We start from the raw sequence: 16070 nt of genomic DNA, 5'->3' as shown, positions 1-16070 counted from the left end.
GAGGGACTCAGTTGGCGCGAAAGTAGCCCGCGTCGGCCGCTCGTTCGATCGCCGCGTCGATTCGAACGAGGCGCGGACCGTCGCTCACGGGACGGAGACGGACCGCCGCGTCCCGGACTTCGAGTTCCCGCTCGCCGTCGGCACTGACGACGCCGCTTGAGACGTCGAACGCGAACGCTTCCCCGTCGTCCAACCGACGGAACTCCGCGACGGAAACGTCCGAAACGACCCCGGGGACGGTGACCGCACGCACCTCGCGTTCGTCTTCATTCGCTGATTCGCTTCGATCCCCGAGTCGGAATCCGATGCCGCCCGGTTCGTCCGGACGGTGCGTCTCGAACCCCCCGGCGATCGCCGAGAGACCGATTTCCGCGGGCGACGCCCGCGAGACGACGCCGCCGATGATGTCTTCCGGATCGAGAATCGCCCGAGTTCCGACGAACTGCTGGTCAAGGACGCCGACCGTCGCCAGTCCGCGAAGCCGTCGTTCCTCCGTTCCATCGTCCACGACCGCTTCGACTGTGCCGTGGCGTACCGTCGTCTCGGACGCCGGAACCGCGCCGCTCGCAACGAACCCCGCGGCGGCACCGGCAATCGTGCCATCGACCGGCGTGGGAACCACGTTGTTCGTTCCGGTTGAGATACTCACCATCGGAACCTCGCCGATGCCGACTGCGACGTCCCGATTGGTGCCGTCGCCGCCGAGGACGACCACTGCGTCGGCCGCGGTCGAAAACCGTTCGGCGGCGTTTCGCGTATCACGTCCGGAATCCGTGACGGCCACGTCCAGCACGTCGATCGCGAGGTCGTCCGGCGCATCGGCGACTATTCTCTCCGCGAGTCCGGCGTTGTCCGGCATGACGAGGACCTCGGAATCGTCGGCGATCCGGAGTCCTTCGAGGACGCAGTGTGCCGTGCGGCGTTTCGCGTAGTTGCTACTGACGCTCGCCCCACCCGTCAGTCGCCGGATGTCCCGTCCGGCCACGGGGTTGACGATGAGACCGACTATCGAGGACACTAGACGATGCGGTCGATCGCCGCCTTCACGTCGTCGGCGTCCGGGAGCACTTCCTCCTCCAGGACCGGGCTGAACGGGATGTGAACGTCGGCGACACCGACGCGCTGAATGGGTGCGTCGAGGCTGAAGAACGCGTTCTCCATGACGCGCGTCGCCACTTCCGCGTGGGTACCGTACGAGAGCGGGCTTTCGTCGGCGATGACGAGACGACCCGTCTTCTCTACGCTCTCGACGAGCGTGTCGGTATCGAGCGGATACAGCGACCGAAGGTCGATGACCTCGACGCTGGTCTCACCTGCCAGTTCCTCGGCGAGTTCGAGCGATTCTCCGACGAGTCGCTGGGTCGCGACGACCGTCACGTCGTCCCCCTCGCGTTCGACCTTCGCCGTCCCCAGCGGGATGGTGTAGTCCCGATCGAGCGGCACTTCGCCCGTCTGCTCGTACATCGCCTTGTTCTCGAAGACGAACACCGGGTCGTCGGAGCGGATGGCGGATTTGAGGAGCCCCTTCGCGGCCCGCGGCGTTCCGGGTGCGACGGCGATGATGCCCGGGAAGTGGGCGAACCACGTGTGCAGCGTTCCCGAGTGCTGGCTGGCAGCACCCATCCCGCCACCTTCCGTCGTTCGGACGGTCACCGGCATCTCGGTTTTGCCGCCGAACATGTAGCGGTTTTTCGCCATCTGATTGATGATCTGCTCCGAGCAGACGCCCATGAAGTCCGCGAACATGATTTCCACGACGGGCCGTGATCCCGTCGCCGCGGCACCGATAGCCGCACCCATGAATCCGGCTTCACTGATGGGCGTGTCCCGAATTCGGCCCTCCCCGAACTCGTCCACGAGGCCGCTGGTGACCTCGAAGACGCCGCCGAACTCGCCGACGTCCTCGCCGATGAGGAACACGTCGTCGTCGTCCTCCAACTCCTCCCGCATCGCCAACCGAATCGCCTCCCTGACCGTCATCTCCTCGGTCTCCGACGGTTCCGACGACGGCGCGCTTTCGGTGCTCATCGGTCCTCACCACCATCCGTCCGCATCTGTTTTGCAAAGCTATCGATCTCGGGTACGGTCGCGTTGAACATGTCGTCGTACGCCTCCGTTGGGTCGGGATACGCCGCTTCTTTCGCCTCTTTCGCTGCCGCCTCGACTCGGTCGCTGATGTCCGATTCCATCTCGTCGAACTCCGCTTGGGTGATCGTTCCGGCGTCGATAAGCCGCTGTCTGAAGGATTCGATGGCGTCGTTTTCCTTCCAGAGCGCGATGTCGTCGTCGGTGCGGTAGGGTTGCTGGTCGCCTTCGAAATGGCCGCGATAGCGGTAGGTGTCCGCTTCGATGAACGTCGGCCCATCGCGGTCCATCGCGCGCTTTCGGGCCTCCTTCACGGCTTCGTAGACGGCGGTCACGTCCATTCCATCGACGGTGAACCCGGGGATGTTGTACGCCTCCGCGGTTTCGCTCAGGTTTTGGAGGTTGTGCTGTTTTTCGACGGGCGTCCCCTCGCCGAACTGGTTGTTCTCGACGAGGAAAACCGCCGGGAGGTTCCACGTCGCCGCGAGGTTGATTGCCTCGTGAATCTGTCCCTGTGCGACCGCACCGTCCCCGAAGAACGCCAGCGCCACCGTGTCCTCGTCCTTGATCTGCGAGGTGAGTGCGGCACCGGTGGCGAGCGGTGGTCCAGCGCCCACGATACCGTTCGCACCCAGCATACCGGCGTCCACGTCCGCGATGTGCATCGACCCGCCTTTGCCGTTGCAGTATCCGTTCGCTTTGCCGTACAGTTCGGCCATCATCTCCTCCAAATCGAGCCCCTTGGCGATGCAGTGGCCGTGTCCGCGGTGTGTACTCGTGATGTAGTCGTCCTCCTCCAGTGCGGAACACGCACCGACGGCAACCGCCTCCTCGCCGATATACAAGTGAACGAATCCCGGGAGTTCCCCGTCACCGAACAACTCGCCCGCTTTCGTGTCGAATGCCCGTATCGTCAGCATTCGGCGTAGCGCTTCCTTTTGTCCTTCCTCCGTTTCGATGTCTATTGCTACCATAAACCATGATATACTCGACGTAACGGGCATTAACTATTATGCACGTTTTGAGACCATTCGCTCTACGGATCGTTTCCGACGGAGTAGTTTTACGGCCCTATTGACGGGAAAGATACCGACAACGGCCGCCCAGATTCGACGCAATCGATCCCACTTCGCTCACGAAAGTTCGGTCAAAACGGAATAATTGGACAGATGAGCAACTATTCGACTATCGAACCACATCGGAGAAGAACTCGTCCGTATCCACTTCGAGCGCTGGCGGTGTTGTGATACACGCGTCTTCCGTTACGTTGTTCTCGTCGGGGATCCGAGCGATGGTAATCCGCGCTTAGTCCGAACTGTCGGGGTTCTCCGTCCGCCAGATTTCAATGTCCCAGTTCGGGACGTCGGACGATGGGGATTCTATCAACCAGCCACCTTCGACGTCGATGTCGTTTCGGTACGCCGCGGACAGCGTCGCCTCCAAAAGGGCGGTGAATCGGTCGGTGGTGGTTACGCTGGCGTTGGGGTCGTCGGTCATCGTTCGTCCATTCGTTCGGGGTGGGTCTCCGTCCGCTCGAACACGTAGATGAGACCGTCGCTACGCACCACGACGTCGTGGCCGTTCACCTGAAATTCGACCGTGACGTTCCCGTTTCGACGCTGGCCGTTGAGTTTCGGGCCGACGATTCGCTCCAGCGCGTCCAAGTCGATCAGGGAGTACAGCGGATCCATTTCGAGCGGATCGATGGCGGTCACGGAAGCGACCGCATCCACGACCGCTTCGCTGACCGTGGCGTACTCCGTACGATCGAACACGAGCCTATCGGGTGATGAACCGTCCATATCAGTCATATTATCAACACTTTCGGAGGAGGTTATCTGTGTGTCTGGGGGCAATTCGCTTCACGTTAGACGATAGTCGTCCAGCATACGTCAGTCGTGCCGTTCACTATCTGCGCCTTTAAGAGGGGAAGGGTTTACGAACGTCCACGACCATCACAGGTCGAGCAGTTTCTCGACGAGTCGTTTCATCCCACGGCGTAACCTTCGGCCCAACGCCGTCGAGGAGATTCCAGTGCTAGCGGCGAGTTCCTGGAGAGTTACGCCGCGCGGATCATCGAAATACCCGCGCTCGTACGCCATCTTCAAGACGTCGTGCTGCCGACCGGTCAATCCGAAGTTCGTCTGTCCGCCGCCGTCGGTTTCGACGTAGAGCGTTCCGACGTGGAACGAAACGCCCTCGTCCCGACAGTACGCGCGGAACGCGACCAGTGCGTCGTTGTCCGGCAGTTGGAGTTGCAGTTCCCACCCCTCGGTGTCGCTTTGGACGTTGAGAATCTGAATACCCAACTCCGCGAGCATCGGCGTGACTGATTTCGCGGCGTCCGAGACCCGAACCCGGAAGATACGCTGTGTGCCGTAATCCGCGATGAGACGGAAACCCGTGACGGTCGGGTCCGCGTCGAGCGCCTCCTCAAACCCGTCCAAATCGTCCCCCTCGACGGAGAAAAACAGCAGTAGCTTGGACCCGCTCCGAACGGGTTGGAACTCCCGGCGAATCAGTACGTCCGACCGCTCACGTATCGTTGGCACTAGCGTGAGGTCGGGATGGCTGATGTGAATCTCGGCGAGGACCATCGCTACGTTCGCTCCCCAATCGATTCCGACCGTCTCGTTTCGACGGGAGTGCGTCGGGTGGAGGACCAGCGGGCGAAGTGGCCGTCTTCTCTGAACACGTCTCAGGTCCATAGGCTTCGGAGCGGCATAAGCCTCGCCGCTACACAAGTTCTGTTAGGGGTACCGGAGATTGCGGTCAGCGGCGGACGAGCGACGGACGAGCGACGACCGAGCGTCACCGAATCGATGCGAAGTATTGACTCGCTGGGCGTCGAACGAGGACTGGATGACACTTTACGACGCGGTGGCCGACCTTCCGCTGGAAATCGATGCCTGTTCGTTCGAACCCCACGAGCGCGAGACGTCGAGCGACTTCACGCGCGTCACGACCGAAATCGTCCTGCGTGGCGGCGGCGAAACGGGGCGTGGCGAGGACGTGACGTACGACGCCGACGACCAGCACGGACTGGCCGACGCCGAGTTCGACCTGACGGGGTCGTACACGTTCGACGAGTTCTCGGAGGCGCTCGCGGACATCGATCTCTTCCCCGTCGGGCCGTCCCGTGCGGATTTCCGACACTACCGTCAGTGGGCCTTCGAGAGCGCGGCACTCGACCTCGCGCTCCGACAGGCGGACACCGACCTCGCGAGCCTGCTCGACCGCACGCCCGAGCCCGTGCGGTTCGTCGTGAGCATGCGGTTGGGTGACCCGCCAAGTGCCGAACGCGTGCGACAGTGGCTCGACATCGACCCCGAGTTGGGGTTCAAACTCGACGCCACAGCGGAATGGGACGACGATTTCGTCGCCGAACTGGCTTCCACTGATCGGGTCCGAATCGTGGACATGAAAGCCGAGTACGGCGAGGCGGAGGTGAACCAATCACCGGATTCCGACCTCTATCGTCGCGTCGCGGAGGGGCTCCCAAACGTCGTCATCGAAGACGCCGCGTACACCGACGAGACGGCCGACATACTCGATTCCGTGAGCGAGCGGCTTTCGTGGGATGCGCCGATAACGGGCATCGAGAGCATCGAATCGCGTCCGTTCGAACCCAAGTGGATGAACATCAAACCGTCGCGGTTCGGCAGCGTCGAATCCCTGCTCGACACGCTGGAGTACTGTGACGAACACGGGATTGAATTGTACGGCGGCGGGCAATTCGAACTCGGCGTCGGTCGCGGCCAGATTCAGTTGGTGGCGTCGCTGTTCTATCCGAACGGGCCGAACGACGTGGCTCCGCGGGGATACAACGACCCGAAACCGAGCGAGGGATTACAATCGAGTCCGTTGCCAGCGCCGACCGTCGACGGATTTCGGTGGGTGTAGCTACGCCCGTCGAATTCGAAAGCACGCCCCACCGTCCGTTCCTTCGTGGATTCGAATGGACCAACCGTGTGCGTTGGCGATTCCCTTGACGATGGAGAGGCCGAGTCCGGAGCCACTTTCGGCGGTCGTGTGACCGTGCTCGAAGACGGCCTCGCGTTCCTCCGGAGTGATCCCGGGTCCGTCATCCTCGACGAAAAAACCGTCCGAGAGGGACCCGACACGAACCGTCGTCTCGTCCCCGGCGTGCTCGACGACGTTTCGAAACAGGTTTTCGAAGAGTTCCTGCAGTCGTCCTCGGTCGGCATCGACCGTTTCGAGGGTGTTCACGACGAGCGTGCAGTCCCGTGTTTCGACGTTCGCCCACGCCTGCCGGACGACGGAAGTGAGTTCGACCGACTCCGTGCCGCTGACGACCTGTCCCTGTCGCGCCAATGTCAACAAGTCTGCAATGAGGCTCTCCATTCGCTGGAGGGCGTTTTCCGACTTCTCGAAATGTCGTTCGTCACCGCGCTCCCTGGCGAGATCGAGGTTCCCCTGGGCCACGTTCAGCGGGTTCCGCAGGTCGTGTGAAATGACGCTTGCGAACTCCTCCAAGCGCTCGTTTTGTCGCTTGAGCTCCTGCTTTCGTTTCTTTCGCTCCGTCACGTCACGGGCGGATCCGAGGTTCGCCAACTCGCCTTCGTAGGTGATGACGCGCACGCTGAACTCGATATGTCGAACGTCGCCGTCCTTGGTCACGACACGGGCCTCGTAGTGGGGCGGACGCTCCTCGTGATTACGACCGCTGGCGATATGCTCGACTTCCGCCCGGTCGTCGGGATGGATCAGATCCCAAATCTTCATGTCGAGGAGTTCATCACGGCTGTAGCCGGTGAGTTCACAGACACGCTTGTTGAGGAATTCGAACGTGTCATCGTTATAAATGTAAATCGCGTCGTGGCTCTGTTCGACGAGCGTCCGATACTTCTCCTCGCTCTCGCGGAGGGCGGTCTGTGACCGAATGCGCCGAAGCGTTTCCGCGGTGTGTGAAACCAGCAGTTCGGCCAGTTCGGCGTCCTCACAGTCGAACGCGGAGCAGTCGCGTGATCCCGCCTGAAAGATGCCGACATCACCGACCGGAACGCTGAGAAGCGACCGATATTCGGACTGCGCCGGGACCGCATCCGATTCGTCCCGCACGTCATCGATGACGTACGTTTCGTGATTTTGATACGTTTTCCCTGCCACCCCTTGATCGGTACGGAGTCTGGCGTACCCGTCGTCCGTCATTCCGGTCGAAATCGCCGCCGGAGCGAAGTATTCTCCGTCGACGAGGTCGATTCCACAGATGTCGAACTGCAGGATGCTTTCCGCGGCATCGATGGTTAGCTCACAGAGTTCGTCCGCGGTCTGGCAGGCCTCCATCTGGGAGGCGACTTCGTGCAGTTCCTCGATCCGCTGTTTCTCCTCCCGGAGCGCCCGTTTGACGTGTTCGTGCTCCGCAATGCTTCGAAACACGCCGACCGTCCCGCGAAAGACATCGTTGTGTGTCAGTAAGCCGATTCGAGCCTCGCACGGCACCGTTCCCCCCTCGACGGTGTGAAGGTGTGCCTGCAACTGCCCGACGTCCTCATCGTCCGCAAGCAGCGCCCTGATGACTCGATTTCCCCGCTCGACATCCACGTCGTCCAGTAGAAGCGATATGTGTTCGCCGACGAGTTCCTCCCGGTCGTACCCCGAAATTTCCACCAGCGTATCGTTGACGGCAGTCATCCGACCGTTTGTATCGAGCGTGTATACCCCATCGCCCATCGCTTGGACGATGGACTGATAGTGGTCGAATCGTCGGTCGGGTTCGTTCGAACTCGACGGCCGTATCGTCTGCTCGATTCGCTTCGCCAACGTGTCGGCGTCGGTCTCCTGTGTCCGAAAATAGTCACTCACACCAGCGGAGATCGCCCTGCTGGCGACGTGTTCGCTTCCGGATTCGGTACAGAGGATGAACGGCAGGTCCGGACGCGTTTGCCGAACGACGTTGATCAACTCGATACCGTCCGTGTCCGGAAGCGAATAACCGCTCAGGACACAGTCGATACGCGTTTCCGAAAGCGTACCGAGCGCGTCGTCCATGGTTGCTGCTGAAACGACAGTGAGATCGGTGACGGCGTCGGAGAGGCGGTCCGGCGAAACACCCGCGTCGGAGAGTGGGTCAACGAATAATACACGGATGTCGTTCGTCAATGTCCCAACGCCTCTGTCAACTATCGTATTCGTTGCCTAATAATTAGTATTATCGGAATCGACGGCATTATCGTCGCTCTGTGGAGATCGTGCCGTGGGAAAAACGGCGCGTTGGGGGAGTGAATCACCGTTGCCCGTAGCTTTTTGCTCGCACGACGCGACCCACCCTGCATGGAGTATACGACGCTCGGCGACACGGGAATGGAAGTGAGTCGTATCTGTCTCGGCTGTATGAGTTTCGGGACGAGCGACTGGCGGGAGTGGGTGTTGGACGAGGACGAGAGTATGCCCATCATCGAGCGGGCGATCGAGTTGGGTATCAACTTCTTCGACACCGCGAACATGTATTCGGAGGGGGAGAGCGAACGAATCCTCGGGAAAGCCTTGGAGGGACGACGCGACGAGATGGTCGTCGCGACGAAGGGCTTCTTCCAGATGAACGAAGACGACCCGAACTCCGGCGGGTTGTCACGGAAGGCGATCGAACAGGAACTCGATAACTCCCGGGAGCGACTGGGGATGGACACCATCGATCTCTATCAGATTCACCGGTGGGACCCCGACACACCCATCGAGACCACCATGCGGGCGTTGGACGACGCCGTTCGGCGCGAGAAGGTCCGCTATCTCGGCGCGAGTTCGATGTGGGCACACCAACTCGCCGAGGCGCTGTACACCAGCGACCGGATCGGTCTCGACCACTTCGTGACGATGCAGAACCACTACAACCTCGCGTATCGGGAGGAGGAACGCGAGATGCTCCCGCTCTGCGAGAAGGAAGGAGTGGGCGTCATCCCGTGGAGTCCGCTGGCTCGCGGCTACCTCACGCGACCGCACGAGGAGTTCGGGGACACGACGCGTGGGAAGACCGACGATTACGCGCGCGAACACCCCTATCCGGAGGGCGGCGGCGAGGAGATAAACGAGCGAGTTCAGGAACTCGCCGCCGAGAAGGGCGTCACGATGGCACAAATCGCGCTGTCGTGGCTGTTCCACAAGGACGCGGTGGACGCCCCCATCGTCGGAACGACGAGCGTCGAACACCTGGAAGCGGCCGTCGAAGCGCTCGACGTGACGCTCTCGTCCGGCGACATGGCGTATCTCGAAGAGCCGTACGAACCGCTTCGCGTCTCCGGTCACGAGTAATCTCCACATTCGAACGTCGATGCCGACCGCGTTTTTTCCTCTGAATATGAATTTTTGGAGGCCTTGAAGTTCGAAATCTAACCTCACGCGCCATCCTCACATTGTTCCATTAGCCGGAACAATGTAGTACTGGAGTCTTGTATCCCAGAACAGCGGTGCTGAAAGGAGGGTCACGTTTCATGCAACTACTCACCATCACCGACGGCCTCACGAGCGCGTTCGAGCCAGCGCGGAAGGTACTGAAGCCGATACTGTCGAATCCGACGTACCTCGCCGGTTGGGGGGTCCTCATCCTCGTCTGTGTCGGGATCCTCTGGTGGGATATTCGAAAGAGAAACCGAGCACTCCCGTCGATGATGAAGTTCGTCTGGACGCTCGTCGTGGCGTACTCCGGACCGTTCGGACTCGCCGTCTACTGGTACTCCGGGCGAACCCAGATTTCCAACGACTCGCTCTGGCGACGGGGCTTTCGCTCCACGTCCCACTGTTATTCCGGGTGCGGCGCTGGCGAAGTCGTCGGGATGGTCGCCATCGCGGGCGCGCTCGCCGTCGGAAGCACGCTCGTACAGACGGTCGGCACGTTCGCGCTCGCGTACACCTTCGGCTACGCGTTGACGATGGGGCCGCTGATGCAGGAAGGTGAAAGCTTCCGGACGGCGTTCTCCGACGCGTTCTACAGCGAGACGCCGTCTATCACCATCATGGAGATCACGGCCATCGGCACCGACCTCCTGCTCGCACAGGGGGCGAAATTCGGCGACCCCCTGTTCTGGGGGTCGCTGGCCTTCTCGCTCTCGGTCGGGTTCCTGTTCGCCTATCCGGTGAACACCGCGCTCGTCCGGTTCGGCGTCAAGGAGGGGATGATGAACCCGAAGAAGATGCGCGACGACGGCGCACAGGCCGCCGACTGAGCGAACCGAAAACGCTCACTTTTCTTCGCGGAGTCGCCGTCGTCGTTGCTCGAACTCCTCCTCGGAGATATCCCCGCGAGCGTACGCCGTCCGTAGTTCCGTGAGCGCGGGGTCGCTCCCGAAATCACCGCGATGGAGGGAACGATAGACGAAGTACCCGAGCGCGAAGAGGAGGACGAGCGGAACCAGCATCACGAGCCATCCCCACAACGGCATGTATCCCGTTCCGTATCGCCCACCCATCATCCATCCGCCCATCATCGGGAACGCGAACGCCATCATCACCAGCGGAAGCAACAGGAGAACGACGATCAACCCGACGAGCAGTCGAAGCAGCGAATCGTGGTCGTTCGATGTGGCCATACCGATACTACGTCGGGAAGCGAAATAATCGTTTTCTCGGTCCGGCCCCTGCGATTAACTCGTTCCCGAACCAACCCGTCAGGAGATGGCTTTCGACCCCGAGGCGGTTTCGACGGTGACGTTCGACTCGTACAGCACGCTGGTGGACGTGGATGCGGCGGAGAAGGCGCTCGCAGAGCGCGTGTCCGACCCCGAACCAATATCGAAACTGTGGCGCGCCCGGTCGCTCGAATACACGTTCGTCGCCAACCATGTGGACGCTTACCAACCGTTCTACGAGATGAACCGCGACGCGCTCGAATACGCCCTGTCGGCCCACGACGCGGACATCGGGGACGACGAACGCGACGAGATCTTGTCGGTGTACCACGAACTCGACGTGTTCGACGACGTGCGCGACGGCATCGAGCGACTGCAAAACGGCGGGTACGACTGCTACGTCGTCTCCAACGGCAACCCCGAAATGCTCGACTCGATGGTCGAACACGCCGACATCGGCGACTTGCTGGAGGACACCATCAGCGCCGATGAGATCGGGACGTTCAAACCGGACGCCGAACTGTACCGCCACGCCGCCGACCGAATCGGGACGCCGGTCGAGGAACTCGCACACGTCACCGCCGGGTGGTTCGACGTGATCGGCGCGAGACACGCCGGACTGCAAGGGGTGTGGTTGAATCGAAAGGACATGCCGTGGGAACCGTTCGACGGCGAACCGGACCTGACCGTGGACTCGATTCACGACGTGGCCGACGAACTGGGCGTATGAGGAGAGGCGAAGTGAGGTGTAGGCCGATTACGGAAGCCGAGCGAACCGTACCGAAACATCGTTTTACGCGTTCACAACCGTCGGACGAGTCGCGAAAGTGCCTCGGAACCGTCCCGTAGGATCGGTTGACCGTGGCCCACGCAGAGGAGTTCGAGCGGCGGAACCGCACCCGCAAACCGCCGGATACTGCGTTTGATTTGGCGAGTATCGTAGGAATCCCACCATTCGGGCGGCGTCAACGACCCGTCGCGTTCCCAGACGAGGTCGCCGAGAAATCCGACCCCCAGTTCGTCGTGGACGTAGGCCGTGTGGCCCGGATTGTGACCGGGGGTGTGATGGGCCGTGAACCCGCCGATACGCGTGCCGTCGTCCACGGAACGCACGTCGAGTCGGGACGGAACCGAGACGAATCGCCGGACGAGGCGGTGAAACGCCCCCTTGTGGTGGAACAGCGGCGGGTCGTAGATTCCGGCGAGGAGGTCGGCGTCGCGTCGGCCGACGAACACCGGCGCGTCGAGGTCTGGAAGGTCGTGGAGGCCGCCGACGTGGTCGATGTCGTAGTGGGTGATGAGCACGCGGTCGATGTCCGCGACACGGAATCCGGCGTCTCCGAGTTCGCGGCGCAGGCCGATCCACGGGAGACCGGCGTCCACGAGCGTTACGGCACCGTCACGCGTTACCGTCCGGTCGTCCACGAGGAAGGCGTTGGCTCCGACGACGGGTATCCCGAGTTCGAGTAGCCACACGCAGGGTGCGAGTTGCCGAGCCATACGCAGAGACCACTGCGCTGGAACGTAACGTTTCGGAGACGTGTTCGAAGCGCCAAAACCCTGATCAGTGAGACGGAGGTAGACCGTCATATGAGTCCGGTTCGGCTCGACAACGTCGATAGGGGAATACTCCACGCGCTACAGAACGATGCCCGAAACAGCACTGCGGCGGAGATGGGGAAAGAAGTCGGTGTGTCGGCGAGCACCGTCAGAAACCGTATTCAACGATTGGAGGACGCGGGAGTCATCGAGGGGTACCATCCGGATATCAACTACGAGAAGGCGAACTACCAGTTACACGTTCTCATCGTCTGTCGTGCCCCTCCCTCCAACCGTTCGAGGCTCGCGGGTCAAGTGATGGGGATAACCGGGGTCGTCACCGTCCGAGAGTTGCTGACTGGGACCGAAAACTTGCACGTCGAGGCCATCGCCGTCAACTCCGACACGGTGGACTCCATCACCGAACAGATAGACGAACTGGGGATGGACATCGTGAGTACGGATATAATAAAGGTAGAACGGACCCAACCGTTCAACCACTTCGGACAGGAAGTCATCGAGGAGTAACCGACGAGAAGACCTCCATCGGTCGTCGTCGCTACGAGTTGTGGAAACCGACGTGATAACGGCGGTTGAGTGCTGAATCCACAGCCGCGACGGTGGAAATTCCACAATGATTTTTTCCAATACAGACCCGTTACTAGGAGTATGGTTGCTGATTCCCGAACTGAGACATCCGCTACACGACAATCTGGCGAACTGTCGGTCGATACCGTTCTGCGCCTCGTCGCGAATCGGCGGCGACGTCTCGTCATCGATCGCCTGAAACAGCACGATCTCGCGCTCACGTTGGCAGATCTGGCCGAGGAAGTCGCCGTAGCGGAGAACGACGTTCGACTCCCCGACATAGAAGAACAGGAAGTGTTACACGTGTATTTGAGTCTCTATCACAACCATATTCCACGGTTGAGCGAGCACGGAGTCGTGGAGTACGAGCAGGAACGGGATTTGGTCGGACTGTCGGACGATACCGGTCCCGTAACGGATCTGCTATCCGTTCTGTCGGACAACGGATTCGAAGGATAACGAGGGACATCCATCAGTCCGAACGAAGGGGAAAACGTTCGGCCAATAGCCAAATCGTTCGGCTCTATTTGTACTCGACCGAAACGGCGGTTCGAGCGTCACTCGTTCCTCGAACGTACCGAACGTCCCCATCACGAACGACGTCGAAGAGTCGAAACGCGACGACGAGGCGGCCGCCGGACACCGTCGCCCGGAGGACCGGCCCACGGCTTGTCACGGCCACATACGGCGGCGCGGGGACTGGCGTGGCTCGGAGCGAGAATCCCGCCGCCCCCGCCGCACCCACGAGCATGTCGGGAAATCGAGCCAGCAATCCGGACTCGCGCAGTTCTCGCTTGAGGGGTCCCACGACAGCACTCCGGTCGGTCGTCGAATCGTCCGCCCACCCTTCAGCGACCGTATCGGCACACCGAAGGAGAGCGGAAATCGTCCCCGCGTGTTCGGAACGGAAGAACTCACGGACGGCGCGTTCCACGTCCGTTTTCGGATCGGGCGTTGGATCCGTTTCTGGGTCGGTTTCCGGGCCGGTCATCGCTCGAATGGGCGGCGTCGGACCACAAAGTCGTGTCGAACGATAGCCCGCTACAGAGAGAAAATTTATACGGAGATGGGGAAAACCACACTGGAAATCGACCGCCGTGGGGGCCTCCTCTCCGAGATGGCGGACATCGGCGAACGGAACATCTGAAAACGAACGCCCCAAGTTCGACGGGTACGTAGCTCGGCCGTGAGCGACGAATCCACGAAGCCGTTACGGGTCGCGGACGCCGACGAACTCGATTCGGTCATCACGAACCACGACCTCGTGCTGGTCGATTGCTACACCAACGGCTGTGCGCTCTGTCAGGCGATCGAACCCGTCGTCGGGAACGTGGCCCGCGCGACCGACGCAACGGTCGTGATGGTCAACCCCGGCGACGACATCTCGCTGGTCGAGCGATACGATATCCGGAGCGTACCGACCCTCTTGCTGTTCGAGGACGGAGAACTCGTCGGACGAATGGCCGACGGGTTCCAGGGAACGGAGGCCGTCATCCAGTTCGTGGAAGGAACGAAGGGGGAGTAAGAAAACAGCTTACCGACGGACGAACACGACGATACCCGTGACGACAGTCGCAATGACGATGGGGTACGCGGCACCGTAGACGGCCGCCTTGAGCAGTTCCGGTTGTGCCGTTATCCCCGAGGAAGAGATACTGAACAGCAGTGCACCCATGATGGCGAGCACGGCGTACCCGACGGCGACGCTCGCTCCGGAGTAGACGACCATCTGGACGAATCCTTCCAACCGGCTTCGGACGGCGAACACGACGCTCGCAACGCCGAGCGCGAGGATCGGAATGGCTTGATAGACGAGCGGGGGGACCGCCGGATCCGCGGCCTGCGTGATGTAGTTGTACGATTGGCCAGCGACAGCGATCGGAACGAATTGGGCGTTGTAGAAGACGAACCCGAACCATTTGAGCTGGATGTCCAAGTGTGTGGTTTGATCGATATTCGCGGGGCCGAAAACGAACAATGCGGCGACGAGAAGGTAGCCGACGAGATAGGCGAGGATACCGAACGAGACCCCACGCGCGCAGAACCGTGCGAGCCGTTTCGACTGCACCGGGGGAGATTCGACGCCCGTCGTTGCTGTTGACTCCATGTTCTGTTTCCCATGAGGGAAATTATATAAATATTTCGATGTATAGGATTCTCGATTGAACGGGGAACCACGGGTTACGGGACGCGTTCCGTCGATTCCGTGAATGAAGTCGGTAGGATTTAACTGATATCTGTCATCCGTGGCGGAAAGTCCGAAGCTGCGTAACGCTACTGATCGATCACTCGCAATGGTAACAATTGACACGAGGCAAAAAGCCTATAAATAACGGAACGGTATCGTTTAACACAGATGGTAGTTGAAATGATTCCGCTGTTCGGGCCGATTCCAGGTGGAGCAGAACTCGTCGTAATTCTGCTCATCGCAGTTCTCCTGTTCGGTGCAAACAAGATTCCGGAACTCGCACGTTCCACGGGTGAGGCGATGGGTGAGTTCAAGAAAGGTCGCGAAGAAGTCGAGACCGAACTCCGTGAGATGCAGGACTCCGGAACCCAGACGCAGACCGAAACCGAGACGAACCCGTCGGTCGAAACCGAAGCGGAAGCACAATAAACGGATTGTGGGGGGCAGGGGGAAAACCCGGCCCAACACGGATTTTCACTTTTCAGAACAGGTCGATAGAGAAGCCGCAGTCCATCGAATCACGGTGGCGACCACGACGAGAGTGGGCGACCGGAAATGACCGACTTTGAGCAGTGGCCCGTTTCGTTCGGCGACCACAACGGAAAAGTCACTCACCCGCAAACCGAACGGTATGCCCGAGAATACGACGGACGATGAGCCAACGGACGAGAACGCGAATCAGCGTTCCGTCATCGATGAGATTCGTCACCGCCAGGCGGACGACGAGGAGGAAAGCGAAGGTTCGGAAGGGTCGGGGTCGAAACTCCGAACGCTGTTGTTCCTCGGATTTGCATTCATCGCTGGTTATCTCGTCGGGAAGAGTCGGAGCGAATCGGATTTCCGTGAGGAGTTGGGGGAGTTCAGCGGAGCCGAAGGGGGTCCGATGGAAATCGAGATTCACGACACGGACAGCGTGACGGAATCGGATGAGGACGACGAAGCGGAAGACACCGACGAAGCCGCGGAAACTGACGAAACGGAACGCGATGAATCAGCGGACGAAGCGGAAGGAGACGAAAACGAGGGTGGGGACGAGGAAGAGGAAGAGGAAGAGGAAGAGGAAGAGGAAGAGGAAGAGGAAGAGGAAG

At 60.8% G+C, this 16070-nt stretch carries 20 protein-coding genes; 9 read left to right on the top strand and 11 right to left on the bottom strand.

Going from position 1 to position 16070, the window contains the following annotated elements; all coding sequences use genetic code 11:
- Positions 1–7 precede the first annotated feature (7 nt).
- The 6 genes from NKF25_RS15695 to NKF25_RS15670 form a co-directional block, all read right to left on the bottom strand.
- On the bottom strand, positions 8–1018 hold the full coding sequence (locus NKF25_RS15695; RefSeq protein WP_253227601.1) for an NAD(+)/NADH kinase: 1011 nt from the start codon (positions 1016–1018) through the stop codon (positions 8–10).
- A complete protein-coding gene (locus NKF25_RS15690) occupies positions 1018–2028 on the bottom strand; it encodes an alpha-ketoacid dehydrogenase subunit beta (RefSeq protein ID WP_253227600.1) in 1011 nt (336 codons plus the stop codon). Before NKF25_RS15690 ends, NKF25_RS15695 begins: the two co-directional genes overlap by 1 nt.
- A complete protein-coding gene (locus NKF25_RS15685) occupies positions 2025–3059 on the bottom strand; it encodes a thiamine pyrophosphate-dependent dehydrogenase E1 component subunit alpha (RefSeq protein ID WP_253227599.1) in 1035 nt (344 codons plus the stop codon). Before NKF25_RS15685 ends, NKF25_RS15690 begins: the two co-directional genes overlap by 4 nt.
- A 331-nt stretch (positions 3060–3390) precedes the next feature.
- Positions 3391–3582, bottom strand: a complete 192-nt coding sequence (locus NKF25_RS15680; RefSeq protein ID WP_253227598.1) for a hypothetical protein — start codon at positions 3580–3582, stop codon at positions 3391–3393.
- Positions 3579–3860: a HalOD1 output domain-containing protein gene (locus tag NKF25_RS15675; RefSeq protein WP_253227597.1), complete on the bottom strand. Its 282-nt coding sequence runs from the start codon at positions 3858–3860 to the stop codon at positions 3579–3581. The genes NKF25_RS15680 and NKF25_RS15675 overlap by 4 nt, the downstream gene beginning before the upstream one ends.
- Before the next feature lie 180 nt (positions 3861–4040).
- Positions 4041–4793 (bottom strand): helix-turn-helix domain-containing protein, encoded by a 753-nt coding sequence (locus NKF25_RS15670; RefSeq protein ID WP_253227596.1) that lies wholly within the window; start codon positions 4791–4793, stop codon positions 4041–4043.
- Between the two features lie 154 nt (positions 4794–4947).
- On the opposite strand from NKF25_RS15670, the gene NKF25_RS15665 reads away from it, so the two are divergent.
- Complete coding sequence (locus NKF25_RS15665) at positions 4948–5988, top strand: hypothetical protein (RefSeq protein ID WP_253227595.1); 1041 nt, start codon at positions 4948–4950, stop codon at positions 5986–5988.
- Here NKF25_RS15665 and NKF25_RS15660 read toward each other — a convergent pair whose 3' ends face one another.
- A complete protein-coding gene (locus NKF25_RS15660; protein WP_253227594.1) occupies positions 5989–8208 on the bottom strand; it encodes a PAS domain S-box protein in 2220 nt (739 codons plus the stop codon).
- A 171-nt stretch (positions 8209–8379) separates the two neighbouring features.
- Between NKF25_RS15660 and NKF25_RS15655 the strand changes: the two genes are divergently transcribed.
- Positions 8380–9354, top strand: coding sequence for an aldo/keto reductase (locus NKF25_RS15655; RefSeq protein WP_253227593.1), 975 nt, complete (start codon positions 8380–8382; stop codon positions 9352–9354).
- 179 nt (positions 9355–9533) lie between these two features.
- Positions 9534–10265 carry a DUF4396 domain-containing protein gene (locus tag NKF25_RS15650; RefSeq protein ID WP_253227592.1) on the top strand — a complete coding sequence of 244 codons (732 nt, stop codon included), beginning with the start codon at positions 9534–9536 and terminating at the stop codon, positions 10263–10265.
- Positions 10266–10280: 15 nt separating this feature from the next.
- On the opposite strand, the gene NKF25_RS15645 is transcribed toward NKF25_RS15650, so the two are convergent.
- A complete protein-coding gene (locus tag NKF25_RS15645; RefSeq protein ID WP_253227591.1) occupies positions 10281–10628 on the bottom strand; it encodes an SHOCT domain-containing protein in 348 nt (115 codons plus the stop codon).
- 85 nt (positions 10629–10713) lie between these two features.
- Between NKF25_RS15645 and NKF25_RS15640 the strand changes: the two genes are divergently transcribed.
- Positions 10714–11397 carry a haloacid dehalogenase type II gene (locus tag NKF25_RS15640; RefSeq protein WP_253227590.1) on the top strand — a complete coding sequence of 228 codons (684 nt, stop codon included), beginning with the start codon at positions 10714–10716 and terminating at the stop codon, positions 11395–11397.
- A 71-nt stretch (positions 11398–11468) separates the two neighbouring features.
- On the opposite strand, the gene NKF25_RS15635 is transcribed toward NKF25_RS15640, so the two are convergent.
- Entirely contained in the window at positions 11469–12167 is a 699-nt protein-coding gene (locus NKF25_RS15635) for an MBL fold metallo-hydrolase (protein ID WP_253227589.1), read from the bottom strand.
- Positions 12168–12257: 90 nt separating this feature from the next.
- Between NKF25_RS15635 and NKF25_RS15630 the strand changes: the two genes are divergently transcribed.
- Together NKF25_RS15630 and NKF25_RS15625 are read left to right on the top strand one after the other, a co-directional pair.
- Complete coding sequence (locus tag NKF25_RS15630; protein ID WP_253227588.1) at positions 12258–12734, top strand: Lrp/AsnC family transcriptional regulator; 477 nt, start codon at positions 12258–12260, stop codon at positions 12732–12734.
- Between the two features lie 141 nt (positions 12735–12875).
- The gene (locus NKF25_RS15625) at positions 12876–13253 is read left to right on the top strand and encodes a hypothetical protein (RefSeq protein WP_253227587.1); all 378 of its coding nucleotides are present in this window, start codon (positions 12876–12878) and stop codon (positions 13251–13253) included.
- Between the two features lie 64 nt (positions 13254–13317).
- On the opposite strand, the gene NKF25_RS15620 is transcribed toward NKF25_RS15625, so the two are convergent.
- Entirely contained in the window at positions 13318–13785 is a 468-nt protein-coding gene (locus tag NKF25_RS15620; RefSeq protein ID WP_253227586.1) for a hypothetical protein, read from the bottom strand.
- Positions 13786–13980: 195 nt separating this feature from the next.
- Here NKF25_RS15620 and NKF25_RS15615 point away from each other — a divergent pair, with 195 nt between their 5' ends.
- Positions 13981–14319: a thioredoxin domain-containing protein gene (locus NKF25_RS15615; RefSeq protein ID WP_253227585.1), complete on the top strand. Its 339-nt coding sequence runs from the start codon at positions 13981–13983 to the stop codon at positions 14317–14319.
- Between the two features lie 9 nt (positions 14320–14328).
- Here NKF25_RS15615 and NKF25_RS15610 read toward each other — a convergent pair whose 3' ends face one another.
- Entirely contained in the window at positions 14329–14901 is a 573-nt protein-coding gene (locus NKF25_RS15610; protein ID WP_253227584.1) for a hypothetical protein, read from the bottom strand.
- Positions 14902–15150: 249 nt separating this feature from the next.
- Here NKF25_RS15610 and NKF25_RS15605 point away from each other — a divergent pair, with 249 nt between their 5' ends.
- The gene (locus NKF25_RS15605; protein ID WP_253227583.1) at positions 15151–15411 is read left to right on the top strand and encodes a twin-arginine translocase TatA/TatE family subunit; all 261 of its coding nucleotides are present in this window, start codon (positions 15151–15153) and stop codon (positions 15409–15411) included.
- A gap of 202 nt (positions 15412–15613) precedes the next feature.
- A partial coding sequence (locus tag NKF25_RS15600; protein WP_253227582.1) for a hypothetical protein occupies positions 15614–16070 on the top strand: 457 nt, incomplete at its 3' end.

Source organism: Haladaptatus sp. AB643 (genome assembly GCF_024136975.1).
In the GTDB taxonomy this organism is placed as follows: domain Archaea; phylum Halobacteriota; class Halobacteria; order Halobacteriales; family Haladaptataceae; genus Haladaptatus.
The sequence above is the reverse complement of the archived record's forward strand: the minus strand, read 5'-3'. Positions and strand labels throughout refer to the sequence as shown.